Origin of the sequence: Chloroflexus sp. MS-CIW-1, from assembly GCF_030444705.1 — a bacterium.
Classification (GTDB): Bacteria; Chloroflexota; Chloroflexia; order Chloroflexales; family Chloroflexaceae; genus Chloroflexus.
This window is the reverse complement of sequence record NZ_JAUBWR010000001.1, coordinates 226,590-251,342: the sequence shown is the minus strand read 5'-3', so window position 1 is coordinate 251,342 and position 24,753 is coordinate 226,590. Positions and strand designations below refer to the sequence as shown.

Annotated in this window: 18 protein-coding genes; 10 read left to right on the top strand and 8 right to left on the bottom strand. The window is 54.7% G+C overall.

The features are described from left to right. The first annotated feature begins 9 nt into the window (after positions 1 to 9). From QTO31_RS00990 to QTO31_RS00980, 3 genes are all read left to right on the top strand, one after another. Positions 10 to 1,533 carry an ATP-binding cassette domain-containing protein gene (locus QTO31_RS00990; protein WP_301427815.1) on the top strand — a complete coding sequence of 508 codons (1,524 nt, stop codon included), beginning with the start codon at positions 10 to 12 and terminating at the stop codon, positions 1,531 to 1,533. Positions 1,534 to 1,600: 67 nt separating this feature from the next. Continuing rightward, positions 1,601 to 2,815 carry a sugar ABC transporter permease gene (locus QTO31_RS00985; RefSeq protein WP_031459366.1) on the top strand — a complete coding sequence of 405 codons (1,215 nt, stop codon included), beginning with the start codon at positions 1,601 to 1,603 and terminating at the stop codon, positions 2,813 to 2,815. A gap of 1,286 nt (positions 2,816 to 4,101) precedes the next feature. After that, on the top strand, positions 4,102 to 5,175 hold the full coding sequence (locus QTO31_RS00980) for a response regulator transcription factor (protein ID WP_301427814.1): 1,074 nt from the start codon (positions 4,102 to 4,104) through the stop codon (positions 5,173 to 5,175). On the opposite strand, the gene QTO31_RS00975 is transcribed toward QTO31_RS00980, so the two are convergent. From QTO31_RS00975 to fabF, 4 genes are all read right to left on the bottom strand, one after another. Continuing rightward, on the bottom strand, positions 5,172 to 6,764 hold the full coding sequence (locus tag QTO31_RS00975) for an ATP-binding cassette domain-containing protein (protein WP_301427813.1): 1,593 nt from the start codon (positions 6,762 to 6,764) through the stop codon (positions 5,172 to 5,174). The two genes, QTO31_RS00980 and QTO31_RS00975, sit on opposite strands and share 4 nt — an antisense overlap. 71 nt (positions 6,765 to 6,835) lie before the next feature. After that, positions 6,836 to 11,950 (bottom strand): DEAD/DEAH box helicase, encoded by a 5,115-nt coding sequence (locus tag QTO31_RS00970; RefSeq protein WP_301427812.1) that lies wholly within the window; start codon positions 11,948 to 11,950, stop codon positions 6,836 to 6,838. Then, on the bottom strand, positions 11,947 to 12,987 hold the full coding sequence (gene holB / locus QTO31_RS00965) for a DNA polymerase III subunit delta' (protein ID WP_301427811.1): 1,041 nt from the start codon (positions 12,985 to 12,987) through the stop codon (positions 11,947 to 11,949). The genes QTO31_RS00970 and holB overlap by 4 nt, the downstream gene beginning before the upstream one ends. A gap of 45 nt (positions 12,988 to 13,032) precedes the next feature. Then, entirely contained in the window at positions 13,033 to 14,448 is a 1,416-nt protein-coding gene (gene fabF, locus QTO31_RS00960; RefSeq protein ID WP_301427810.1) for a beta-ketoacyl-ACP synthase II, read from the bottom strand. A 110-nt stretch (positions 14,449 to 14,558) separates the two neighbouring features. Between fabF and hisC the strand changes: the two genes are divergently transcribed. From hisC to QTO31_RS00935, 5 genes are read left to right on the top strand one after another with little or no spacing between them, the layout of a single operon-like run. Beyond that, the gene (gene hisC / locus QTO31_RS00955) at positions 14,559 to 15,665 is read left to right on the top strand and encodes a histidinol-phosphate transaminase (protein WP_031460124.1); all 1,107 of its coding nucleotides are present in this window, start codon (positions 14,559 to 14,561) and stop codon (positions 15,663 to 15,665) included. Further along, complete coding sequence (gene hisN / locus QTO31_RS00950) at positions 15,662 to 16,447, top strand: histidinol-phosphatase (RefSeq protein WP_301427809.1); 786 nt, start codon at positions 15,662 to 15,664, stop codon at positions 16,445 to 16,447. Before hisC ends, hisN begins: the two co-directional genes overlap by 4 nt. Then, positions 16,444 to 16,770: a nucleoside triphosphate pyrophosphohydrolase family protein gene (locus QTO31_RS00945; protein ID WP_031460126.1), complete on the top strand. Its 327-nt coding sequence runs from the start codon at positions 16,444 to 16,446 to the stop codon at positions 16,768 to 16,770. Before hisN ends, QTO31_RS00945 begins: the two co-directional genes overlap by 4 nt. Further along, complete coding sequence (gene hisB / locus QTO31_RS00940; protein WP_301427808.1) at positions 16,742 to 17,359, top strand: imidazoleglycerol-phosphate dehydratase HisB; 618 nt, start codon at positions 16,742 to 16,744, stop codon at positions 17,357 to 17,359. The genes QTO31_RS00945 and hisB overlap by 29 nt, the downstream gene beginning before the upstream one ends. Continuing rightward, complete coding sequence (locus tag QTO31_RS00935) at positions 17,356 to 18,342, top strand: PrsW family intramembrane metalloprotease (RefSeq protein WP_301427807.1); 987 nt, start codon at positions 17,356 to 17,358, stop codon at positions 18,340 to 18,342. The genes hisB and QTO31_RS00935 overlap by 4 nt, the downstream gene beginning before the upstream one ends. A gap of 15 nt (positions 18,343 to 18,357) precedes the next feature. Here the strand turns inward: QTO31_RS00935 and QTO31_RS00930 are convergent, their stop codons facing one another. Then, complete coding sequence (locus tag QTO31_RS00930) at positions 18,358 to 18,936, bottom strand: hypothetical protein (RefSeq protein ID WP_301427806.1); 579 nt, start codon at positions 18,934 to 18,936, stop codon at positions 18,358 to 18,360. A gap of 449 nt (positions 18,937 to 19,385) precedes the next feature. Between QTO31_RS00930 and QTO31_RS00925 the strand changes: the two genes are divergently transcribed. Together QTO31_RS00925 and QTO31_RS00920 are read left to right on the top strand one after the other, a co-directional pair. Beyond that, positions 19,386 to 20,588, top strand: a complete 1,203-nt coding sequence (locus QTO31_RS00925) for an aspartate aminotransferase family protein (protein ID WP_031460130.1) — start codon at positions 19,386 to 19,388, stop codon at positions 20,586 to 20,588. 67 nt (positions 20,589 to 20,655) lie between these two features. After that, complete coding sequence (locus QTO31_RS00920) at positions 20,656 to 21,948, top strand: adenylosuccinate synthase (protein ID WP_031460131.1); 1,293 nt, start codon at positions 20,656 to 20,658, stop codon at positions 21,946 to 21,948. Positions 21,949 to 22,396: 448 nt separating this feature from the next. On the opposite strand, the gene QTO31_RS00915 is transcribed toward QTO31_RS00920, so the two are convergent. The 3 genes from QTO31_RS00915 to aroE are packed head-to-tail and all read right to left on the bottom strand — an operon-like array spanning position 22,397 to position 24,750. Beyond that, positions 22,397 to 23,167, bottom strand: a complete 771-nt coding sequence (locus QTO31_RS00915; RefSeq protein WP_301427805.1) for an NDP-sugar synthase — start codon at positions 23,165 to 23,167, stop codon at positions 22,397 to 22,399. A gap of 6 nt (positions 23,168 to 23,173) precedes the next feature. Next, positions 23,174 to 23,917, bottom strand: a complete 744-nt coding sequence (locus tag QTO31_RS00910) for a prepilin peptidase (protein WP_031460133.1) — start codon at positions 23,915 to 23,917, stop codon at positions 23,174 to 23,176. Next, positions 23,914 to 24,750 (bottom strand): shikimate dehydrogenase, encoded by an 837-nt coding sequence (gene aroE / locus QTO31_RS00905; protein WP_301427804.1) that lies wholly within the window; start codon positions 24,748 to 24,750, stop codon positions 23,914 to 23,916. Before aroE ends, QTO31_RS00910 begins: the two co-directional genes overlap by 4 nt. Between the last annotated feature and the right edge of the window lie 3 nt (positions 24,751 to 24,753).

The following is a 24,753-nucleotide window of genomic DNA, read 5'->3' as shown; positions in this document are numbered from 1 at the left end:
CGGTGTAGCATGGAAACCCCGATTCTGGAAATGCGCCAGATTACCAAAGAATTCCCCGGTGTGCGTGCGCTTGATAACGTTACTTTCAGTGTCAAACGGGGCGAAATTCATTGTCTGGTGGGCGAAAATGGCGCCGGTAAATCAACGTTGATGAAAATCTTGAGCGGTGTCTATCCATACGGGTCGTACAGTGGCGAGATTTTGATAAATGGTCAGTCGCAGCGTTTCTTTGGCATCGCTGATAGCGAGCGGGTTGGCATTGGCATCATTTATCAAGAACTGGCGCTTGTTCCAGAAATGACAATCTACGAAAATATCTTTCTCGGTCATGAAATCTGTCGGAATGGTATTATCGATTGGAATGAAACCATCCGCCAGGCTAACGAGGTACTGCGCAAAGTGCGTTTAGCTGTGAATCCGGCAACTAAAATTCGTGATCTGGGGGTTGGCATCCAGCAATTGGTTGAAATTGCCAAGGCATTGAGTCGTGAAGTAAAGATTCTCATTCTCGATGAACCTACAGCAGCACTTAATGAGGATGATAGTGAGAATCTGTTGAACTTACTGCGTGAACTCCGCGATCAGGGTGTTACATGCATTCTTATCTCACATAAACTCAAAGAGGTGCTGTCGGTAGCAGACACAGTTACGGTGCTCCGTGATGGTAAGACGGTTTGCACACTTGACGCCCATAACGGTGAGGTTAACGAACAGGCACTGATTCGGAATATGGTCGGACGTGAAATTACCAATATCTATCCACCACGCAGTCACCGGGTCAGTGACGATGTCGTGCTTGAGTTACGCAACTGGACAGTCTATTCACCGGAGGCCGGACGTTATTTGTTGCGTGATGTGAATCTGCGCGTCCGTCGTGGCGAGATCGTTGGTCTGGCTGGACTGATGGGCGCCGGTCGGACTGAACTGGCTCTCAGCCTGTTTGGGAATGCACCGGGGTATCACATCAGTGGCGAACTATGGCTCAAAGGTCGCAAACGCACCTTCCACCATCCGCGTGAAGCCATTGCTGCCGGAATGGCCTATGTGTCTGAGGATCGCAAGACCAAGGGTCTGATCCTGATTCAAGACGTGCGCCAAAATCTTACCCTGGCTAACCTAAGAGCACTAGCGAACAACGGGGTAATCGACCGGAATGCCGAAATTCAAATCGCCGAGCAATATCGTCAGTCACTGAATATCAAGACCCCCACCATCGAACAGCCGGTCGGGAATCTCAGTGGTGGTAATCAGCAAAAGGTGTGTCTCGGCAAGTGGCTCTTTGTGCAGCCTGATGTCCTTATCCTCGATGAACCAACCCGTGGTATTGACGTAGGAGCGAAGTATGAAATCTACCAGTTGATGAATCGGCTGGTCGAAGATGGCATGAGCATCATCATGATCTCTTCAGAATTGCCAGAAGTTCTTGGTATGAGTGATCGGGTCTACGTCGTCTCTGGGGGTCGGATCAAGGGTGAATTACCGATTGCCGAGGCAACTCAGGAAAAGATTATGGCGCTGGCCGTTGATTATTAATGCTGTACAAGTTACCGACTGATATATCAGATGAAATATCGCCACCGAACATAGCAGGAGAGGTACCATGACGACCAGAGCACAGGTCAAACAGACAACGTTTCTGAGCAATCTACAAAGAGTATTGGGACAAAACATCCGACAATACGGCATGTTTATTGCCTTGTTCGTCATTATGATCATTTTTTCGATCACGACTAATGGTATCTTTATCTCATCTCGTAATCTGAGTAATTTAATCAACCAGACCGGCTATATCGCGGTGTTAGCGGTAGGTATGACGCTGGTGATCGTGATCCGCCATATTGACCTCTCGGTTGGCTTTCTAGCCGGTTTTCTCGGTGCAGTGGCAGCAATTGCTCTGCGTTTTTGGGAATTACCAACCATTGTTGTAGTGCCGATGGTCATGGTGATGGGCATGCTTGCCGGTTTACTGACCGCTTTGCCGGTGGCAGAGTTGAAAATACCATCGTTTGTTGCTTCGCTGGCCGGCTGGTTAATTTACCGTGGTGCATTACAACTGGTTACCGCCGGTACCGGAACGATTATCATCGAAGACGAAACGTTCAACGCGATTGGCAATGGCTTCATTCCCGATGTCCCGTTCAGTCTGGTACCTGGCTACCATACCCTCACCTTATTGCTTGGTCTGGTGGCAATTGTTGCCTACGTTTTGAGCGAAGTACGTACCCGCAGCAAGAAGCTGTCGTACAATTTCGAGGTCTTACCCCTCGATATGTTTGTACTCAAACTGGTCTTCATTTCGACCCTTATTGGTCTCCTGGCGTGGATCATGGCCGGTTACAATGGTCTTTCGTGGACGATGGTCATTGTGCTGGTCGTTGTCGCAATCTATCATTTCGTCACGACGCAGACTGTCCTTGGTCGGCATATTTATGCGGTTGGCGGTAACCCCGAAGCCGCCGAGTTGAGCGGGATCAGTGTCAAGCGGATTACCTATATCGTCTTTGCCTCGATGGGAATGCTCTCGGCGTTGTCGGGGGTGTTGTTTGCTTCGCGTCTACGCTCGGCAACGACGACTGCCGGTACGCTGTTTGAGCTTGATGCAATTGCTGCGGCCTATATCGGGGGAGTATCAGCAGCCGGTGGCGTCGGGAATGTTATTGGCTCGATCATCGGTGCGTTGGTCTATGTATCGTTGACCAGTGGCATGAACCTGATGGGTATCGATATTGCGTATCAATACATTGTGCGCGGCCTAGTGCTGGTCGCAGCCGTGATCTTTGATGTGACAACCCGTCGGCGTGGTCGGGCAGGGTAAGTCTGGTAGACCTATCGGCGGGAGACGTCATCGCAGTGGTGCGCAGGTGGAGTCGACACAACCCTCCAGGCTACCCCGCGAGCGTCACTCCCTTAGCCTCCCGCTTGCGAGCGGCTTGCCAAGCTGCCTGCGGGCAGGAGATAGAACGTAGAGGCGGCTTTCCAAGCCGCCCGCTGGAAGTGTGTAGAACGACGGGGCGGCGTTCCAAGCCACCTGCGGGCAGGAGGTAGCACGTAGAGGCGGCTTTTCAAGCCGCCCGCTGGAAGTGTGTAGAACGACGGGGCGGCGTTCCAAGCCACCTGCGGGCAGGAGATAGACGTAGAGGCGGCTTTCTAAGCCGCCTGCGGGCAGGATAGAACGACGAGGCGGCTTGCCAAGCTGCCTGCGGGCAGGAGATAGAACGTAGAGGCGGCGTTCCAAGCCGCCCGCTGGAAGTGTGTAGAACGACGGGGCGGCGTTCCAAGCCACCTGCGGGCAGGAGGTAGCACGTAGAGGCGGCTTTCTAAGCCGCCCGCGGGAAGTGTGTAGAACGATTGGGCGGCTTTCCAAGCCGCCCGCGGGCAGGAGGTAGCACGTAGAGGCGGCGTTCCCAGCCGCCTGCGGGCAGGAGGTAGCACGTAGAGGCGGCTTTTCAAGCCGCCCGCTGGAAGTGTGGAGAACGTAGAGGCGGCTTTTCAAGCCGCCCGCTGGAAGTGTGGAGAACGTAGAGGCGGCTTTTCAAGCCGCCCGCTGGGAGTGTGGAGAACGTAGAGGCGGCTTTTCAAGCCGCCTGCGGGCAGGAGGTAGCACGTAGAGGCGGCTTTTCAAGCCGCCTGCGGGCAGGAGGTAGCACGTAGAGGCGGCGTTCCCAGCCGCCTGCGGGCAGGAGGTAGCACGTAGAGGCGGCGTTCCCAGCCGCCTGCGGGCAGGGATGAAATCGAAGTCGACACAACCCCTCCAGATTCCCCGCGAGCGTCACTCCCTAAGCCTCCCGCTTACAAGGGGTGGGTTCTACACCCACCCCTTGCAGTGCATTGACGGGCGCGATCGGCGAGACAACAGAGGTTGACCGCAAACGTTGTTGGAACGAGAAGTTGCAGGTTTTCGTATGAGCTGTGGACAGGTCGGGAACCGGCCTCTTCCGTTTACCCCTTTCCTCACCTCTGCCGAGTAGGGTGAAGACCCTGAAAATCCTATCGCAGGTCGCCCCTCCTTGCTTTACATTCCTTTTTCAGCGATAATACTCCTCATCGTGATGCAACATGTGGCGCAGTGAAGCGTGCATCAATCATGGTGAGGACCTGGCGATGGGAACGACTCGCGTAGTACTGGCCGATGATCATGCCGTGGTGCGCGCCGGCTTACGCAGTGCACTGACCAGTGTGCCCGAATGCGAGGTGGTTGGCGAGGCAGCGAATGGCCCACAACTGCTGGCCGTTCTGGCTCAACATCAACCCGACCTGCTGGTTGTTGATGTAGCGATGCCGGACTTCGATCCCATTGCCACCATTCGCCGTATTCGTACTACCTATCCGGCAATGAAGATTCTGGTGGTCAGTGCCTACGATGATCAGTCTTACGTTGTCGGCCTGCTAGCAGCCGGTGTCAATGGTTACCACCTGAAAGATCAGCCGCTCAGTGACTTGCAACTGGCAGTTCAACGGATTATCGCTGGCGGTAACTGGATATCCGGCCCGTTGCTGAGCCGTCTCATTCAGGCCACCCCACAGCTTACCCGTTCACCGCAGATGGCCCTGACCCGCCGTCAACGTGAACTCTTGCGACTGATCGTGCAGGGGTATGACAATCGGCGCATGGCCCAGGAGATGGGTCTCAGCGTGAAGACAGTTGAGAATCATCTAACCGCACTCTACCGTGCGATTAACGTGAGCAGTCGGCTTGAAGCTTATCAGTTTGCACTTCAGCATCCCGAACTTCTTGCCGAGACAGGCTACGACGTTGTCCAGCATCATGAACCATCAGCGACTGGTACAGCACCTCTGACAGTTTTGGTCATCGACGATAACGAACGGTATCGCGTGCAACTCAAGCGGATGATTGCGAAAGCCTGTATCGATGCCTGGCTGTACGACGCCGAGGACTGTCACCAGGCGGTGCAATTACTGCAACAGATAACGCCCGATCTGATTTTTATTGATGTCATTCTAAACGATGGTGACGGAATTCAATGTTTGCGTCGGATCAAGACCCTTCAGCCTGGTGCGCGAGTTGTGCTGATCAGTGCATACCCAGATCGCGAATTCCGTCGTTTAGGGTTGGAATCTGGCGCCCTGGCCTTCCTTGATAAGAAAGACCTCGATGCCGCTGCAGTTCGTCAGGTCGTCGAGGATGCCATCCAGCGTAAGCACAAAGCGCTCTAGTTGATGCCGATCCCTTCGGTGGTTGGAAAGGGCGCCGGGTTAGGAATCTCTACCTGAAGTTCTAACCCGCCCCAGCTTGAAGGGCCGATCTGGAGCGTACCGCGCAGTAGTGAAACCCGTTCACTGATGCTGATCAGACCAAAGTGTCGCTGTTCTGACAAACTGCGCAGATCAGGCGGTGTCTCCATTCCACGTCCGTTGTCGGCCAGCCGAACCATGATCCCTGCAGCTGAGGTACGACGTACCTCCAGGAATACCTGGCTGGCACGGGCATGTTTGCGTACATTGTTCAATCCCTCTTGCACGATGCGAAAGACAGTGAGTTCGATGGTCTCTGACCAGCGATCCAGCGGTTCAACCAGGTTCAGCTCAACATGAATACCGGTTTGTTCACTCCACTGACTTACCAGAGAACGTAGTGCGGCAGCCAGGCCATGACTGTCGAGTGTCGGGGGGCGTAGATCGCTGCATATCTGACGCAACATCGCTACAACTTCACGAATACCGTGCCGGATGTTCTGCAACTCGGCCAGAACGGTCGGTTGTTCAAGTTCTTCTTCAACATGTTCGAGTTGATAGTTGAAGCTCAGCAAGTCTTGAATGACCTGATCGTGCAGCTCGCGTGCCAACGCTTTACGTTCGGCTTCGCGTTCGACGATGAGCCGGTGATTGGCTTCTTGCAATGCTCGATTAAGTTGATCAAGCGCAGTCATTTGGGTTTGTAATTGCCGTACCAACTCACGATTGAGTGAGTCTTGCTCGGCCAGGTTGTGTTGCAGTTGTTGTTGGCGCTGACGAAGCGATTCGGCTTGTTGTTGGGCCTGATAGTAATTCTCAAAGGCCCAAATCAGGGGTGTGACGCGCTCCTGACGAACTGAACCGACCATTAGCTCGACAACTTCGCGTGGTGTGGTGTTGGCGGTTGTACGTAAGGCGGCCTGCCGACCCTGGTACAAGACCAGCAGTCGGTTGGTAATGCTGAAGATCAGGTTGAGATCGTCGCTGCTGAGAATGATGCCAACGCCGGTTGCGGCCCGTTCACGTAGATACTGCAAGACAACCTGCTGGCGGGCGAAACTCAGTGCCGAGAACGATTCATCGAGGATCAGAATACGGAACGGACGCACGAATGCGCGAATAAGTGCAACCAGTTGTCTTTCTTCTTCGTTCAGATCACCGGTGCGTTGGTGGGCAAGACTGCGCGGCAATCCAAATCGTTCCAGCCACTGATACGCAATTGTTGCCATCGCTGCATGATCGAGTCGTCTGCGTCCATATTCACGCCCCAGAAAGATATTATTAAGTACCGGCATAAGTTCAACCAGGGGCGGGGTTTGGGGCACGAACTCAATGCCGAGCCGTTGCGCTGTTTGCGCTCGCCATTCCAGCGTAATACCCTCAATCTGCACGTCACCGCTAATGGGTGGATGGATACCGGCCAGCACCTGCAAGAGCACCGATTTCCCCGCACTGCGCAAACCAACCACCCCTAGGATGTCACCGGCCTGCAGATCAAAGGTGATCCCGCTCAGGATTGGTTTGGTGGCAAGGGTTATATTCAATTCACGTACACTCAGCAGGGGTTGCATACGATTCCATCTGGTATCCGCTTGTAACGTGCCACGAAAGGGCACATCTGAAATGTGCATCTGTTATGCTCTCACACCTTAAACACATCAGGGTATGACCGAATCTGTTCTTCCAGATTACGGTCGTAGCGGATAACGATGACTCGATACCCATGCGCACGGAGTTCACGTCGCACCTGCTCATCACGCGCACGCTGGTGTGGTTCATCGTGAACACTACCGTCACAGAACACGCAGATATTTGGATCGTAGAAAAAGTCAACGACACAATGTACGTCGTCAATCCGCTTTTGCGCACTATCGGGGAGTTGCGCATGCAATGCCTGCAACGTTTTCAGAAATCGCCGCTCAAGCTCGGATTTGGGATCGATCTGGGCCAGCAAGAAGGAAACTTGTTCATCATACGTGCGCCGGTTGTAGTCTTGCTGAAGCTGGGCGTGATGTAACTGGAGCAAAGCGTCACGAATGTGATGACGGTCAATATCTAAGATTTCGCGTTGGTTCGAGAAACTGAGTAAACAGTCGTAGCAAGCTGCGGTGCATTCGGGTTTCGTGTCTAGACCTTCGGTCGTGAAATGGCAGAGATCGAGAGCAGCCTGCACCATACGCTGAAATGCGTCTGGTTCTTCTATCAACCTCCTTAACACGCCAACACCACCTTCACTCTCTTCAATAAACATGAGTGAGAGCCAATCATCACACCCTACGACTTCAGTGGTAATCTCGTTGGTGTCAAGCTGGAATGCCTCGACCAATCCGAACAGTAACGCATATTTCAGGCTTGTCCAGAACTTAGAACTATGACGCCACTCTGGGACGCGGAACCGTATTAAGAGAATGTTTTTGGTCTCCTGAGCGTAGAGGAACACTCTTGTTCCTACCGGCTCGGTGTATGGCGGACCCTCCGCTTCGATGGATTGGGGTTTTTCCTTTTCGCCGATGACCGCACCATTGTTCAGATTGACGAGAAAGCCCTGCTCTCGAGCAAACAACCACCCCTTGTTAATCGTGAGAACGGTTGCCGCAGGAGCGTAGATCATATCGATCAGCGGTGTATTTCCATTGACGATTTGCGCCTTAAGCTGCCGCGTTGCTTGTGGAGCAAATTGGAATGTGGTGATGAGTTTGAACCCACGGCGACGCCGTTCTTCCTCATCGGAAGTGATCCGCTCTCGACGACGGGTGGTTACATTTGGCATTTCGAGGAGTGGGGCCAGATAACTGTTACTGCCATCGAAGCGGGTCTGGCAAACCGGACACAAATCGTGCTCGAGTGTAGTAAACGCACCACAGGTATAGCAGAGCTTCCGATCCATCCGACGGTCGTGCAGGCTAGCGGAGGTGGCGCGAAAGCCGGTTACTTCCCATTTTGCTCCCTCGTGGTAAATGTAGTTACCGGGTGCAAATTCGCGTAATCCCAAAACACGCGGACGGGGAATAAACTCACCCTCACCGCGTTGAATCCATGCCCGCACCGGCAGAGCCGGAAAGTTGTAGCCGGGGAGAAAGCCTTCGCTAGCCAGATAGCGGTATGGGTAGAAGTCACTCTCCTCGCTGGCAACATCGGTCTGCAAGAGCAAGTTGCGCTGACGCAATGCTTCGTTTTGTAGACGTTTTCCGCGTTCCTGATTATCTTTGTCGTTACTGTTGATGAGCGCACTTGCATCTGCTAATTGGCGGAGGGCGATTCGGTACAGTTCACGCCAGCGATTAAAAGCCTCATCAAATCGTCTTGGCGCTTCGGCAAGCGCCTCCTCGAGCCAACGCTCATTGTACCACGGTGCATCACGTCGCAAATCTTCGCTTAAGAGTGCAGCAACTACCTGTTCACGCACCTCACGCAAACTGGCCGGTGAAAGCTGTATCTGGTGCAGAGCATTCGGGTTGAGCGGTAGATCAGGGTGATTGAGATCGATGATGTTCCCAATCGAGTTACCGAGTGGCAGACGTACTGCGGCGAGCCATATCGCATGGAGGTGGGCACGCACCAGTGCTTCACCGGTCAGGTCAATGCGCAGCGCCTGCACACTCCCGGCCACCATCTCTTTCCGATTGCGGAAGAAGTATTGATCGTGTGGCCGATTGGCCCGGCAGTACGTGATGATCAATCCTGGTTGCCCCTGACGACCCGCACGACCACTGCGTTGGGCGTAGTTGGCCGGTGTCGGCGGAACGTTCCGCAGATGAACCAGCGAAAGTTCGGCAATGTCAATGCCTAGTTCCATGGTTGGTGAACAGACCAGGAACGGTAAACGCCGGTTCAGTGTCGGATCGTTCTGATCGGCTTTTGTCCAGCGAAAGCGCTTTTCCCGCCGTTCACGCTCGCCCTGGGCTACTACCTGTGCAGTGTGTTCACGGGCTTCCAATGCCGCAATTGCTTCGGCCTTTTGCAGGTAGAAATTTCGGAAGAAGGAATTTGGTCGGCGGGGATGTCGGTTACTATCGAGCAGGTCAGCGACACCGTTCACGCCGGTGCTTTCCGATCCGTCTGTTCCTGGTCGCCAGCACAAACAGGCAGCGTTGAGTTGAAAGCGCTGATGATCGTCAATGGGTGAGAGACGGGTAACCATGCCGTAAGCGATCAGTTGTTCGAGCAGCTCGCGAATGATGGCTTCATACGTATCCTGATCAAGCCGCATAACCTTGCGTAATTGCCGGGCAAATGCGCTCTTCCAGTTCAGAGAGATACCATTCACCGGCTTATTCGATGTCCCACGGATTTGTGCATACGTCGCCGCCTGAAAATCGTTCCCATCCTCGGTATCAAACCCCCAGAACTCGTTCAGATCGCTCGTGACTCGTTTACGCAATTCGCGCTGGTAATCTCCTTGCAGACAGCGCGTATCGATTGCTCGTCGCTGACGCATCGTATCGAGCAGGTAACGCACAATGTTTGCCCGTCGTTCTGGCGGAATACGCTGTAGCGATCCCTGCCACACCTTCTCATCAGTACAGAACTCGTGCAGCCCCTCGTATTCGATGCGAAGCAGACCAAGTTGTTCAAGATTAGGCTGGACAATACTCCGCCAGCCGCGTTGGAGGTCTTCGTAGAGCCAGTATTCAATCAGATCGGTGAACGTTTGCCAGACTCGCCGCGCCATTGGGGTACCTTCGCGCAATTCTGTGCTTCTGGCAATATCTCGCAAGGTAAGACCGCTGGACTTCACTACCTCCCTGGCGACATTGCTGTCGCGTAGCTCGTGGTGTGTGCGCAGGGCTTCAACCAGAGCGGCTCGAATCACCGCAATATGGACGAGATCGTTGAAGTGACCAGCTTGTAATGCGGCATCCTGGCGATTATCGACAAACGAGAGCAGGCGGTCGTATACGGTGTTGCTATCGCCAGCATCGGCGGCACGCCGTAAAAGCGAGATGGCGAGGATGGAAGTCGCACTCGACACGTTCTCACTGGAGAGGGAGCTGAGTTTCGCGTACTCACTGGTTTTGCCCTGGTACCATTTTTCACAGCGCAGACAGATCGTGAAGGGGCGTGGCTGAAACCACATGCGTTGCCCTGCAGAGAATGGCTGTTCGCTGAATCGACCATCTGGCGACACCCACACCTGTCTAGGGATACGTGCGCGCCAGTTTTTTTCAATGCGGCCTTTCGCGTCGTACCACTCGTCAGGGATCTTTTCATCACTCCAGTCGTCCGATTCCAGGGGCAGCATCAGATAACCACGTTGCTGGTTGTCATCGTTATCGTTATCGTCGATACCGTTGACGAGCATCTGCTCGTTCAGGTTGGGCAGCACATCACGGTTGTAAACGAGAACGTCATAGTACTCCTGACCACAATGACGACAAAAGACAAGGGGCAGGTACAGTCGCTGATTGCTGGTACGGATCAGACCATCGAGTGATATTTCGCGGGTCTGGCGGTCTTCAAGCGTGGCATACACCCGGTTGCTCTGCGAGATGAACTGGTGTAACTTAAACGCGAATGCCTTTCCGCCGCCAGGACGATTGATAGTGCTACCGTATTCCAGCATCTGTTGAATCTTCTGCCGGCACTCCTCTGGTGTTCGACCAACCTGATCGGCCAGTTCTTGCGCGGCTTCGCTGAGCGTGCGCGGTGATCGGCGCACCAGGCGGCCATCGGTGTCGGTCTGTACGCCAAGCGCGAATTCGATCCAGCGTGCCAGTGGATGGCGCTGCAACACATCCCAGCTTGTACTATCAGTGGCCGGCGGCAGCGGAGTTTCCCATGCTGCTCGAAGTTCAGTGTCTGTCGGTGGTCCCCCAATCGTTAGCGGTTTGAGGGTCTCTTCGATCACTTGATCGGCCTCGAACGAGTGTGCGAAGAAACGTGACGCAAAGTCGGCTACGACGCGCCGTCGATCAGTCGCCGAGGTGTTCGCACCAGCGACCATAGTAGCCGAGGTGCCGATGTGCAGAATGTCCTTTGCCGCATACCGTTGTTGCTTTATGCGTCGGATCAACATCGCCACGTCAGCCCCCTGGCGGCCGCGGTAGGTATGCAACTCATCGAACACCAGAAAACGTAACGCCTGCACTGCACCGCCGATCAGAAACTGGTCATCAGGCCGCACCATCATCAGTTCAGCCATTACGAAGTTCGTCAACAATATGTGAGGTGGATTGCGACGCAACTGGTCGCGCTGATCTTCACTGGTTTCGCCGGTATAGCGCGCAAATCGGATCGGGAACTCGTAACCGTACTGTTCACGGTACTGGTTTGCAAGCTGTTGTAATGCCTGCTCTTGCGAATTCACCAGCGCGTTCATTGGATAAATAATCAGCGCCTGCACACCATTGACTGTGTCGCGATGGCGCAACAGATTATCGATAATGGGTAAGAAATAACATGTACTTTTACCGGAACCGGTACCACTGGTAACGACAAAGCTCTTCCGTCGCTGCGCGCATTGAAGTGCGTCATACTGATGCTGATAGAGACGAAATGGTTGGTTCGTTGGCGTGCGAAAGAAGTGCGCCGTCTCTGGCTGAATGATTCCATCTTGTGCCAGCTCATCAACAGTAGGCGCCGCAGCGTATGCCGGACTTACCTGCACTAATGGCTCTGGCCATAGCCGCTGATCAGCAATCGTCCGCTCAACTGCTGCACGGATCCGATCATCGGCGATATGGATGAATGACTCGACAAACTGACGATAATCGTCAATAACCGCAGCGTGGAGATCGAAAATCGATGTTGAGTTCATGTCACATTCCTCCATGAGCCAGAGCGGGGGAAATGCAAGACCAGATGCTCGATAGCCAGTTGTGGATTCACATTCTCGTGCAACTGTTGACTCACTGTGATAATTTGTTGCAAGAAGGCAAACGCTGCTGCCGGTGGTATCTGCTGTGCCAGTCGGGTCAATGTTGCGCGCCGGTCAATGTTCGTCACCGCTTCAGCACAGTTGGCGCCGACGAACAGAATATCGCGCCACCAGCTTTGCCATAGATCAAGCCATTCCAGCACTGTTGCCTGATCGCCGGACCGGTACTCTTTGGCTCGTTGTTCAGCCCATTGCAGCGCAGCGGCCATATCGGCCTCGTGTAATCCAATGAATACGTCTAATCGCTCACGGCGGGTCGCTTGGGCAGCCGGATCGTTCAGCAAGTTGATCGCCCACCCGATCCGGCCATTGCTCCAGGCTGCCAGCGTATCGGCCTGCTCCGGCGACGCACCGCGGGCACGCAAGGCGGCTGCGATCTGATCACGTGGTAATGGGCGTAAACGCAAGACCCGACAGCGCGAGACAATCGTTGGCAGGAGGTCGTTGCTGTGGGCTACCAGCAAGAGGGTGGCGTAGTCGGGTGGCTCCTCCAGGGTCTTCAACATCGCATTAGCCGCCTCCTCGCTCAGCCGTTCAGCATCGTGGAGGATCAAAATTCGCCGTGATGCCTCATACGGACGCAGAGCCAGATCACGTTGCCACTCGCGGATAGTTGCAATTTTCAATTCTTTCTGGCGGGCGGCTTCCTCGGCCTTGGCGGCGGAGGCCTGGGTTGCCATACTGGCAACACGGACATCAGGATGACTCTCGCGTTCGATTCGACGACAGGTTCGACATTGCAGGCAGGGATCACCGGTTTGTTGCTCGCACAGCAATGCCTGGGCCATCCGAAGGGCCAGCAACGATTTACCGATCCCTGACGGGCCGGTAAAGAGGTAGGCGTGGGCGACACGCTGAGTGCGGATATTACTCCGCAGTTGTTCAATTGCCCATTCGTGACCGTATATGTGCCACATGGCTCAGGTCTGGGGTGATGGCCTGTTGTTGTTTAGTGTACCTGATTATGACATTTTGCGAAAGGCCAGGACGGCATTCACGCCGCCGAATCCGAACGAATTAGAAATAGCGACCTGTAACTCCGCCTGACGTGCGATATTCGGAACATAATCGAGATCGCATTCGGGGTCTGGATGTTCGAGATTAATCGTTGGTGGGATCAAGCCGTGGTGAAGGGTCAGAATAGTTGCTGCTGCTTCCACTGCGCCGGCAGCGCCGGTAAGGTGACCAATCATCGATTTAATTGAGCTTATGGGGACACTATAGGCATACTCACCGAATACCTTTTTGATCGCACGAGTTTCGGCAATATCGCCGGCTGGCGTACTGGTGGCATGGGCATTAATGTAATCGACCTGCTGTGGCGCTAGACGTGCTTGTTGTAATGCTCGTCGCATCGCCATAGCCGCCCCCTCGCCATCGGGGTCAGGTGCAGTCACGTGATAAGCATCAGCCGAGACACCGTACCCGATCAATTCGGCCAGAATGGGCGCTCCACGTCGTTGTGCGCTACTTAACCGTTCCAGTACTAATACAGCCGCTCCTTCACCGGGGATAAACCCATCACGGAGTGCGTCGAATGGTCGAGACGCTCGGGTGGGTTCGTGGTTGCTACGTGTACTGAGTGCTCGTAACACGCAAAATGCTGCCAGACTAAGTTCGGTGATCGGTGCTTCGGTACCACCGGCCAGCATAATTTCAGCATCTCCACGGCGAATCACCTCGGCGGCCTCACCAATTGCCTGAGCACCGGCTGCACAGGCCGTACAGATCGCTGTGGTGTAACCGCGCAGACCTAATTGAATTGCGACCTGACTGGAGGGCATATTCGGCAACGCTGCCGGAATGAAGAAGGGGCTGATTTTCATGCCACCACGCTGAACTAACGTGATCATTGCCTGTTCAACGTCTGGCATCGAGGTCGTCCCGCTAGCGATCAAGACCCCGATCTCATCACGGGCCATTCGTTCGAGCGGGAGACGAGCGTGTTCGACGGCCATCCGTGCTGCGGCAACAGCCATCTGGCCAGCCCGTGACATCCGGCGGGCCTCTTTGGCCTCGATAAACATCTGGGGTTGGAAGTCGTTGACTTGACCGGCCAACTGACAGGGGTAGTCACTCGGATCAAAGAAGGTAATCCGTCCAATGGCGCTTCTTCCGGCTGCCAGACCAGACCAAAATGGTTCAATCCCGACACCGAACGGCGAGATGACCCCCATACCGGTAACGACAATCCGCTGATCGGGAGGGAGATGGTCAGCTACGACCGGCTGTGGGTCAGCAACCGGTTCATCAGCCAGCACTTCAGCCAGTAATGCTTCAATTTGCGCTTCTATTGCGTCATCGGGCACATGCTCTCGCACGAGACCGAGCAATTCGGCTCGCAACGCTGCGCGCCGATCTAATGCTCGTGGGGTCATCACTTCCCTCCCTGTCATTCAACTGTTCAAGGTTTGAATTATACCACGCCCCGTTGCGCCTATGGTATCATACACTCTGGTGTGCTCTGTCTTGCCGCCACGGAGTTGCTATGATGTCCGTTATGCCCCATCTTGTTCGTCCTGAGATCGCTGACCTCGAGGCGTATACGCCAATTGTGCCGCTCGAGGTATTAGCTGCCCGTCTCGGTCTGCCGGTTGAGCAGATCGTGAAACTCGACGCAAACGAAAATCCGTATGGCCCCGCACCGGCGGCATTGGCTGCCTTACAAACGACAACAACGTACCATATTTACCCTGACCCCGAACAAACAGCGTTACGCACTGCACTGGCTGCGTATACGGGGCGCTCACCCGATGAAATTATCTGTGGCGCCGGCGCCGATGAACTGATTGATCTGGTCTTACGCCTGATCATCAATCCCGGTGATGCCATTATCGATTGTCCACCCACTTTTGGGATGTACCGGTTTGATGCCGGTATTTGTGGGGGTCGGGTGATCAGTGTTCCACGTCGCGCCGATTTCAGTCTCGATCTACCGGCGATTGTTCAGGCTGCGGCGCAGGGCGCGAAAGCCATTTTTCTCACTTCACCCAATAATCCGACCGGTAACCCATTGCCACGTGACGAATTGTTGCAGATTCTCGAATTACCCCTGCTGGTCGTTGTTGATGAAGCCTACATTGAATTCGCCGAACCGGGTCGCGCACCGGTCGGTGCGAGTGATCTGCTCGATTACTACCCAAATCTGGCGATTCTGCGCACCTTCAGTAAGTGGGCCGGATTGGCTGGGTTACGGGTTGGCTATGGGCTTTTTCCGCGTTGGTTGAGCGAGCAGCTTTGGAAGATCAAACAGCCGTACAACGTATCAGTTGCGGCGCAGGCGGCAGCAGTTGCCTCGCTCGCTGTCGCTGACGAGTTGCGTCAGCGAGTACAGGCGATTGTCGCCGAACGCGAGCGTCTCTTTGCCCGCCTCCAGACATTTTCGTACCTGACCCCCTTCCCCAGTCTGGCGAACTTTATTCTCTGTCGCGTCGAAGGGCGTGATGCCCGTCAGCTAAAATTGGCGCTCGAACGACGTGGAGTGTTAGTACGGCATTACCAGACACCACTGTTGAACGGCTATATTCGGATTAGTGTCGGTACGCCAGCTCAGACCGATGTGCTACTCGCAACCCTGGCTGAGGTGATCCAATGAGTACATCGCTTGAAAAAATGCTTGATTTTGCCCGCCAGATTGCTTACGAAGCCGGTCGGATCACGCTTCAGTATTTTCAACGGGGGGTCACGGTTGAGCGTAAAGTGGATGAATCGCCGGTGACCATCGCTGATCGCGCTGCCGAACGCCATTTGCGGGCCATGATCCAGGCATCATACCCCGATCATGCAGTACTCGGTGAGGAAGACGGTCTGAGTGGGAGCGAACATGCAACCTACCGTTGGGTGCTTGATCCCATTGATGGTACTAAGAGCTTTGTGCGTGGTGTGCCGCTCTACGGGGTGTTGATCGGCCTGTTGCGCGAAGGTGAGCCGGTCCTTGGCGTGATCCATCTGCCGGCGCTCGCCGAAACGGTTGCGGCTGCTCAAGGTCTTGGCTGCTTTTGGAACAATCAGCCCTGCCGTGTCTCGTCCATTTCAACCCTCCGCGAGAGTCTGGTCGTTGGAACCACCGCTCACGACTACGAGCGATACGCAAAGGCGGCTGCTTTCCAGCGTATTCTGGCCCGTGCTGCGCTCTTCCGTACTTGGGGCGATTGTTATGGCTATGTGTTGGTCGCAACCGGTCGGGCCGAGGTTGCCCTTGATCCGGCAATGAACGTCTGGGATGCTGCAGCACTGTTGCCGATCTTGACTGAAGCTGGCGGGACGTACACCGACTGGCAGGGCACACCAACCATTTACAATCAAGAAGGTATCGGGAGTAATCGACACGTCTTACCTGAGCTGTTGGCGCTTATCTCAGGCGAGGAACAGGTATGAACGCCGATCAATATCAACAACTGGCCCTGCGTACTTTGGCTGCCGGTTTGGATGCTCGTGAACGTTTGATCAATGCAGCACTCGGCCTGAGCGGTGAAGCCGGTGAGTTTGCTGACACGGTCAAAAAACACCTCTTCCACGGTCACCCTCTAGAGCGCGAAGAACTGTTGAAAGAGGTAGGTGATATTCTCTGGTACGCCGCGCTGGCCTGCGATGCGCTTGATGCTTCGCTTGGCGCAGTCATGGCGGCTAATATCGAAAAATTACGTCGTCGTTATCCGGAGGGATTTAGCAGTGAGCGAAGTCAGCAGCGCAGTGAATAGGGTTCGGCGGGCAACCATCGAGCGCACCACCGGCGAAACGAGTATTGTACTGTCGCTTACCATCGACGGTAGTGGATACGCTGATGTACAGACCGGGATCGGATTTCTCGATCATATGCTTACCCTGTGGGCACGTCACGGTCTCTTTGACCTTACCGTCCGTGCGCAGGGTGATCTTCAGGTTGATGAACATCACACGGCGGAAGATGTGTGTATCTGTCTGGGACGCGCAATCGATCAGGCGCTGGCCGAGCGGGCCGGGATTGTCCGTACTGCCCATAGCTTTGTGCCAATGGATGAAGCCCTGGCCCTGGTTGCCGTTGATCTGGGGGGACGCCCCTACTGTGTCGTGCAGGCCGATTTTGCGACCCCGCGTGTGGGGCAGTTAGGAACCGATCTGATCGCTCACCTGTTTGAGAGTATTGCTTTCAACGGTCGTCTCAATCTGCACGCACAGGTACTGTACGGGCGCAATGATCATCACAAGATCGAGGCGTTGTTTAAGGCATGTGGACGTGCACTTGATGCTGCTACCCGTATCGATCCGCGTCTGGGTGGGACGGTACCGAGTACAAAGGGCGTGATATGATCGGGTTTATCGCTGCGGCAATCCTCAGCTTTGTACCGGCTTTTATGTACGCTGCGATTGCCTACTGGCTCGACCGCTTCGAGAAGGAGCCACGTCTTCTGCTGTTTGGCGCCTTTCTGTGGGGCGCATTTGTGGCAACACTTGGCGCAATTGTCTGGACGGGTCTGGCACAGGCCTCACTGGCCATCTTTATTGGCGAGGCTTCTGCCGAAATAGCGGGCACAACGCTCTTAGCACCGCTAGTCGAAGAAAGTCTCAAGGGGATTGCCGTAGTAATCATTATGCTCGCCTTTCCCGAAGAGTTTGACTCGCGACTCGACGGCATGCTCTATGCTGCGATTACTGCGCTGGGTTTCGCCGCTACCGAAAATCTGCTGTATCTCTATTTCTTTGGTTACAGTGAAAATGGTGTTGGCGGGCTGATCTCACTCTTCATCCTGCGCGTCATTTTGGGTGGCTGGGGGCACGCTGTCTACACAGCCTGGATCGGGCTTGGCCTGGCTATGTCTCGGCTCCATCCCAACCCACTGATCCGCTTCATCGCTCCCTTTGCCGGATGGCTATTAGCGATTTGCTTACATGCTCTTCACAACACGATGGCTGTCTTCCTGGCCGGTGAATTTGGTCTGACCGGTCTTGGTCTGACCTTGCTGGTTGACTGGTCATCCTGGATTGTCGTCTTGGGGCTGGTCATTTGGGAGATTCGGCGAGAACAGCAATATATCGCGACGTATCTGGCCGAGGAGGTAGCGGCTGGCATCATCTCACCGGCTCATTACGTTGCCGCGAAATCGTTTAGCGGTCAGCTCCGCAACCGAATACGCAGCAAAGCAGCCAGCCGCTTTTACGAAGCATGCGCCGAATTAGCGCACAAAAAACATCACTACATTAACGGTGTGGGTGATCAGCGCAATACCATTGCCCGTATCAATCAGTTACGCCGTGAACTGGCCCGCCTGGCACCAGAAGTGCCCACGGCGTAGCACAAGAGGTGTTGTTTATCCGCCTAAATGGGTGACAATTCGTTGGCGTGTGCGCCGGTACGACCGTTGACACAGCTCGTTCAGCATTCGCTGCTCGGCCTGTACTCTGCGACGCTCTTCCTCGCACCGTTCTGTCTCTTGAATTGCGTGCGCCAACCGCGCTGCCATCGTCTGCAACTCTGCCTGAATAGCCTTGTGAGACGGTAGTGCAGGTTGGATCAGATCGACAACGATTGCCAGCCGACGTAGATTGTTCAGCAGATCGGTTGCCATCCAGGCACCGTCGGCTGGCGATTCTTCCACGAGCTGCCAACATGGTGCATCGGTGCCAACAGCGTCAATCACCTGCTGGCGCACATGGGTGTAGAGGCGTTGAGCTTGCACCTCGCATTCCCAACGTCTTGCCAGCGCTGTCCGCCATGCAGCTAATGCTGCTGCGCTTTGTTCTTGCTGTTCGGCCACCATCGCCCGCAGTTGAGTGTGATACGCTAATTCCTCTTCAGCGAATGGCAATCGGTTCCGTAATTGCTCGAGCAGCGTAATGATCTGGTTGAGTGGATCGGCAGGCGGGGTTTGGAGGATAATGGCTGTCACGGCAATCCTCATTGCATATAGAATACGATCACTACATAGTATCGTAGCCGAAACCTTGCCTGGCGTCTATAGTACCACGGGGTGATTCCCGAATAGGACTTCCTTTGATCTTCCATAAGACCCTGATCAAAAACTCGGAGCACATGCGACTATTGCGAGAGGGTTCCAGGTTCTTTTCCATTCCACTTCCCCTTCCGCAAGCAGCGAGTGACGGCTCAGGGGGAAGATGAGCAGGTACCAGGCATGTGCTGTGGCACAGCCACCGAACACGTTGAAAGCCCCACTATTGTACGTCGTCTCGCTGACGTTCCCCATCGCAGAGAGCCGGTAAAATCATTTGGATACCATCGTAGCGCCTGATCAAAAGCCCAAGGAACATACCTGCAAACGGCTGCCGGTGGTATAATTGCGCTGTGCGTTCTCATGAACTAGAACGGAAAGGACAGACTATGACCGGCGAGCGCGCCGCAGATATTATTCAGGCCGATCACGAGTACCTCTTGCAGAGCTATGTACGGGCCAATTTCGTTATCGAACGCGGCGAGGGTGTCTATCTCTACGATAGCGAAGGTCGTCGCTACCTCGATTTTGTGGCCGGAATCGCCGTGAATGCGCTTGGTTATGGTGATCGTGATGTACTTGAGGCGATCAATGCCCAGGCTGAACGACTGATCCATGTTTCCAACCTTTACCACACACGACCGGCCATTGAGCTGGCGAAACTGCTGGTGCAGAGCAGTCCGGCCTTTGCTAAGGCCTTCTTTTGCAACAGTGGTGCGGAAGCCATCGAAGGGGCGATCAAATTCTCGCGTCGCTATGCGCGTGCCCATTTCGGTGAAGGTAAAACGACCATTGTCGCCTTCGATGGCAGCTTCCACGGTCGTACAATGGGGGCGGTGGCGATTACGGCTCGCGAAAAATACCGTGAACCTTTTATGCCGGTGATGCCTGGCGTGCGCTTTGCTCGCTACAATGATCTGGCCTCGCTGGCAGAAGTGATGGGGCATGATGTCTGCGCGGTAGTTATCGAACCGGTGCAGGGTGAAGGTGGCTTGCGTGCCGCCGAGCCGACGTTCATGCAAGGGGTACGTGATCTCTGTCATCAGTACGGTGCGCTTCTGGTGCTTGACGAAATACAATGCGGTGTTGGTCGTACCGGTACACTCTGGGCTCACGAACAGCTCGGTGTGCAGCCTGACATGATGACCGTCGCGAAGCCGCTGGCCGGTGGTTTACCCATTGGTGCTGTCCTGATGGGTCAGCATGTGGCCGATACAATTCATCCTGGCGATCACGGTACGACGTTCGGTGGGAATCCTCTCGCCACTGCGGTTGGGACAGTCGTATTCCGCAAAATCAGCGATCCGAACTTCCTGAACCATGTCCGGCAAGTGAGTAATTATTTTGACGAGGCGTTACACGATTTCGCTGCCGACCACTCTGATCAGGTGCTTGAACTGCGTGGACGTGGGTTGATGCGCGGTATTCGGATTGCCGGTTCGGCCAGTGCCGTGCGAGAAGCAGCCCATCGCCACGGTCTCCTGGTTGCGACAGCGGGTGAAGATGTTATTCGCTTGCTGCCACCACTGATCATTCAACCAGAACACGTTGACGAGGCGCTCGCAGGTCTGCGTGCAGCGTTGCGTTCCTGATCGTGGTTCAGAGATGGATAGCTGAAGGAATAGACATACTACGCATGCTACCACAAGGAGAGAGACGATGCCTGTTGTTGCATTAATCGGTGCTCAGTGGGGTGATGAGGGCAAAGGTCATCTGGTTGATCTGCTGGCAGCCCGCGCACGACTGGTTATTCGGTATGGTGGCGGTAACAATGCCGGTCATACGGTTGTTAATCATCTCGGCACCTTCAAGCTGCATCTGGTACCTTCGGGAATCTTTGATCCGGGCATCGTCAATGTGATCGGTCCTGGGGTCGTGATCAACCCAGAAGTCTTGATCAAAGAGATCGACGATCTTGAGGCACGTGGCGTATCAACGGCGAAGTTGTTTGTCAGTGATCGCGCCCACGTGATTATGCCCTATCACATTCAGCTTGACCAGTTGCAGGAAGAGGCTCGTGGTGAGGGAAAGATCGGCACTACCGGTCGTGGAATTGGCCCGGCCTTTGCCGACAAGATGAGCCGTTCAGGGATACGGATGGGCGATCTACTGCACGAAGAGACTCTGCTCAACCGCTTACGCCTGGTACTGGAAGAGAAGAATCGTCTGTTGACCCGCTTGTACAATGCGCGCCCACTTTCGTTGCACGATACGTATCTGACCTACTTAGAGTATGGACGACGACTAGCGAATCATATTACTGATGTTCATCCCATCATTCAACGGGCATTAGAGAAGGATTTGCCGGTGTTGCTTGAGGGTGCCCAGGGCGCATTACTTGATATTGACCATGGAACGTATCCTTTTGTGACGTCTTCGCCGCCCGGAGCAGCCGGTGCCTGCCAGGGGAGTGGCATTGGGCCAACGCGCATCAATTCGGTGATTGGGGTCGTCAAGGCATACACGACTCGTGTTGGTGAAGGCCCATTTCCGACCGAGGTTGATGGTGCTGTTGCCGATGTTCTGCGGCAGATCGGTACCCCCTGGGCTGAAGTCGGGACAACAACCGGTCGTTTGCGGCGGGTAGGATGGTTCGATGCGGTCATGACACGCTACGCGGCTCAAGTCAATGGAATCGATACCCTGGCAATTACGAAACTCGATGTTCTTGACGGGTTAGAGACGCTTAAAATCTGTACTGGCTATAAGTTGAACGACGCAATTCTGGAATATCCGCCAACGACGACGGCCCTCTTTGATCAGATCGAGCCGGTTTACGAAGAGTTGCCGGGTTGGGCAGAACCGACCCGCCATGTCCGGCGCTTCGCCGATCTCCCGGAGGCAGCCCAGGCGTATATCGCACGAATCTGTCAGTTGGTAGGCGCCCGGCTTGGCATCGTCTCGGTTGGCCCCGGTCGTGATCATACGATTATGGTGGCCGATGTGTTTTAAATGATTGTTATGACATCTCCGACCTGTGTAGTTATCATCGAGTGGCTTCAAGTTCTCGGCAGAGAGCTTCCGCTTTAGCGCAAGCAATGATTACATGAAGGCACTGGCCGCGTTTAGAAAAGGGATTTTCGGAGTTCTCAGCTTTGGATGACTTTTGATACATAGACTATTCAAAACGGAGCAACACCGATAAACATCACATGCCTGCTTCCGCTGATGCGCGATCTTGCGGTCGCCTGGATGCACGGCTGAAAACCATTGTGTGGTCTGTCAAAACACCATCAGGGGCGGGTTCCAAACCCGCCCCTACCGCGACAGTGATGGACATGATCGCGAGTTACCCGGGAAGAGGCTATTGTCCAGACTCAGACCGGTAACTCGCCTCTTCCGCCCACGCTTCTGCTCTCTTTTGTGCCAGTTAGGTTGAAAACGTTGAGAAGTCTTGAGCCTACGCTCTCATCAACCGACAGGCCTGTGACCAGCCTATTGGCGTACCAATGTCGAGCGCCTGACCGTGTGGAAATGTCACTCCTTCGATGACCAGACCGCGCACGATCGCTGCCTGAAAAACAGCGCCAATGTGCAATTCTGGTCGCGTCTCACCACGCTGACGAGCGGTTCGATCTTCTGCTACCACCTCGTTCAGAACTTCTGTCACTGCTGGTGACCAGATCGCAGCCATCCACGTCCAGCGCAAATCGGTGTGGGCAGGTTTAATGACAATAGCCGTTACTCGACGGCCATCGACATCTAAGGCAACCATATCGGCTGTTTGCGGGTTTGGGCAGGGAAAGAGACCGAGCGTGAGATCGGGTTGTCTTGTGGTATGATGAGCGATAAGGGTCGCGTACACGTTTGCTGGCTCCAGAATGACATCGGGTAAACCGAGGACAACCGTTTGCCCTTGTATGAATGGTAGAGCGGCGGCAAGCGTATACGCTGCACCATACGGTTCGTGGACGACCAAATAGCCCAGGCGTGGTCCGAAAGCAGTACCGTCACCCAAATAATTCAGAATATCCCACTTACCAGGTCGTACCACAATCAATGCCCGCTCGATACCGGCAAGCTGCCATTGAGCCAGCAGATAGGTGATCACAGGACGAGGTCGCGAGCCATTCGGTGTCGTAAAAGCACCGACCGGTAAAAGTTCCTTGCTACACGGTAATGCGCCTAGACGTGTAGCCATACCTGCTGCCGGGATCAAGCCGATCATCATCTACCCTCATGTCAACTGGTACCCACCCAGAGCAATGTAGAGTAACACACCCAGGCATAAATACGCTCCGTAAGGAAGGTATTCTGGTGTCTGTCGCCCGAAGCGTCGGGCTAGCAAAATACCAGCAGCCACAAACCCGGCCATAAACACACCGTACAACAATGCTGGCCCAAGATGGCGCAGACCAAGGGCTGCCCCGATAAAGATTGCAAGATAGACATCGCCCAGGCCAAACGGTGCTGATTTTCCTGGAAACAAGATCAACGCGAGCAGATACAGAAAAAAGAAGCCAACACCACCGATCAGGCCCCCAAGCAGCAATTCACGCCAGCCTGCTCCAACAAATGACCCCCAAATAAAGGCAACTACGGCGCCGCCCAAAATAACAACCGTATAAATCCAGCGGTAGAGCCAGTCAACAACACCGGTGATAATCAAGATTCCTCCAACAAACGTCAGATACGCAAACAGTGGCCCCAAACCGTATAGATCGTAGAGCCGCCACAACCAGAGCGCACTGCCAATCTCAACGAGCGGGTAGATGACGGGTAATGACCGACCATCGGCGGCCCGGCCACGTTGTAGTACCCATCCCAACACCGGTAACAACTGCCACCATTGCAATGGTTGGCCGGTACGAATACAACGCGGCCAACCCAGTAACCGTCGCTCACGCGGTAAGCGAATAATGACGATGTTTAGGAAACTTCCTAGCACCAGACCAATCACAATCACCAATCCATCCATCATGGCCCGTGCTCCACACCAAAGGCAGCCTGCCACATCAACGCTCGCGGCGCTGGATGCCCTGTCCAACGCTCGAACGCCAGTGCTCCCTGTTCTACCAGCATCCCCCGCCCATCACGTACTTGTGCGCCACGAGCGGCTGCTGCTCGTAAGAGGGTCGTCTCACGGTAGACCATGTCGTAGACCAGACAATGCGTACCGACCGGTGGATCGGGAAGGGGTGTCTCATTGTCGCGCCAGCCCAGTGCTGTCGCGTTTATCAAGAGAGTACAACTGGCGACTGCCTCGTCCACTGCCGAATCACCTAGGGCCAGTGCACGAACACGCAACGCTGGCTGATTGGCAGCAATTGCTGCTGCCAGATCAATTGCCCGCATGAGACTTCGATTCACAATGGTTAGGCTGCTCACCCCAGCATCAGCCAACGCAAATGCTGCGGCTCGTGCTGCACCTGATGCTCCCAGGATAACCACCTCTTGACCGGTCGGTGTCCATCGGGCTGCCGCCAGATCGGCCAGCAACCCTGGTGCATCGGTATTTGTGCCCAACAAACGGCCATCAGATAGCCGCACAATCGTATTCACCGCACCAATTCTGGCAGCTATCGGTTCAATCTCATCGAGCAACGGCATCACCGCTTGTTTGTGCGGGAGCGTTACATTCGCGCCAAGCAATCCTGGTTGACGTAATTCGGCAAGGCGACTGACCAGTTCGGCAGTAGTTGTCTGAACCGCTCGATAACGCGCAGCAATGCCCAGCGCAGCCAGGGCAGCATTATGCATTGCTGGCGAACGCGAATGGGCTACCGGATCACCGATCAACCAAATTTCAGCCATAGT

Coding starts and splice junctions, on each gene's coding strand:
- QTO31_RS00990 (WP_301427815.1), top strand. CDS start 10: ATGGAAACCCCGATTCTGGAAATGCGCCAGATTACCAAAGAATTCCCC.
- QTO31_RS00985 (WP_031459366.1), top strand. CDS start 1,601: ATGACGACCAGAGCACAGGTCAAACAGACAACGTTTCTGAGCAATCTA.
- QTO31_RS00980 (WP_301427814.1), top strand. CDS start 4,102: ATGGGAACGACTCGCGTAGTACTGGCCGATGATCATGCCGTGGTGCGC.
- QTO31_RS00975 (WP_301427813.1), bottom strand. CDS start 6,764: ATGCAACCCCTGCTGAGTGTACGTGAATTGAATATAACCCTTGCCACC.
- QTO31_RS00970 (WP_301427812.1), bottom strand. CDS start 11,950: ATGAACTCAACATCGATTTTCGATCTCCACGCTGCGGTTATTGACGAT.
- holB (WP_301427811.1), bottom strand. CDS start 12,987: ATGTGGCACATATACGGTCACGAATGGGCAATTGAACAACTGCGGAGT.
- fabF (WP_301427810.1), bottom strand. CDS start 14,448: ATGACCCCACGAGCATTAGATCGGCGCGCAGCGTTGCGAGCCGAATTG.
- hisC (WP_031460124.1), top strand. CDS start 14,559: ATGATGTCCGTTATGCCCCATCTTGTTCGTCCTGAGATCGCTGACCTC.
- hisN (WP_301427809.1), top strand. CDS start 15,662: ATGAGTACATCGCTTGAAAAAATGCTTGATTTTGCCCGCCAGATTGCT.
- QTO31_RS00945 (WP_031460126.1), top strand. CDS start 16,444: ATGAACGCCGATCAATATCAACAACTGGCCCTGCGTACTTTGGCTGCC.
- QTO31_RS00935 (WP_301427807.1), top strand. CDS start 17,356: ATGATCGGGTTTATCGCTGCGGCAATCCTCAGCTTTGTACCGGCTTTT.
- QTO31_RS00925 (WP_031460130.1), top strand. CDS start 19,386: ATGACCGGCGAGCGCGCCGCAGATATTATTCAGGCCGATCACGAGTAC.
- QTO31_RS00920 (WP_031460131.1), top strand. CDS start 20,656: ATGCCTGTTGTTGCATTAATCGGTGCTCAGTGGGGTGATGAGGGCAAA.
- QTO31_RS00915 (WP_301427805.1), bottom strand. CDS start 23,167: ATGATGATCGGCTTGATCCCGGCAGCAGGTATGGCTACACGTCTAGGC.
- QTO31_RS00910 (WP_031460133.1), bottom strand. CDS start 23,917: ATGATGGATGGATTGGTGATTGTGATTGGTCTGGTGCTAGGAAGTTTC.
- aroE (WP_301427804.1), bottom strand. CDS start 24,750: ATGGCTGAAATTTGGTTGATCGGTGATCCGGTAGCCCATTCGCGTTCG.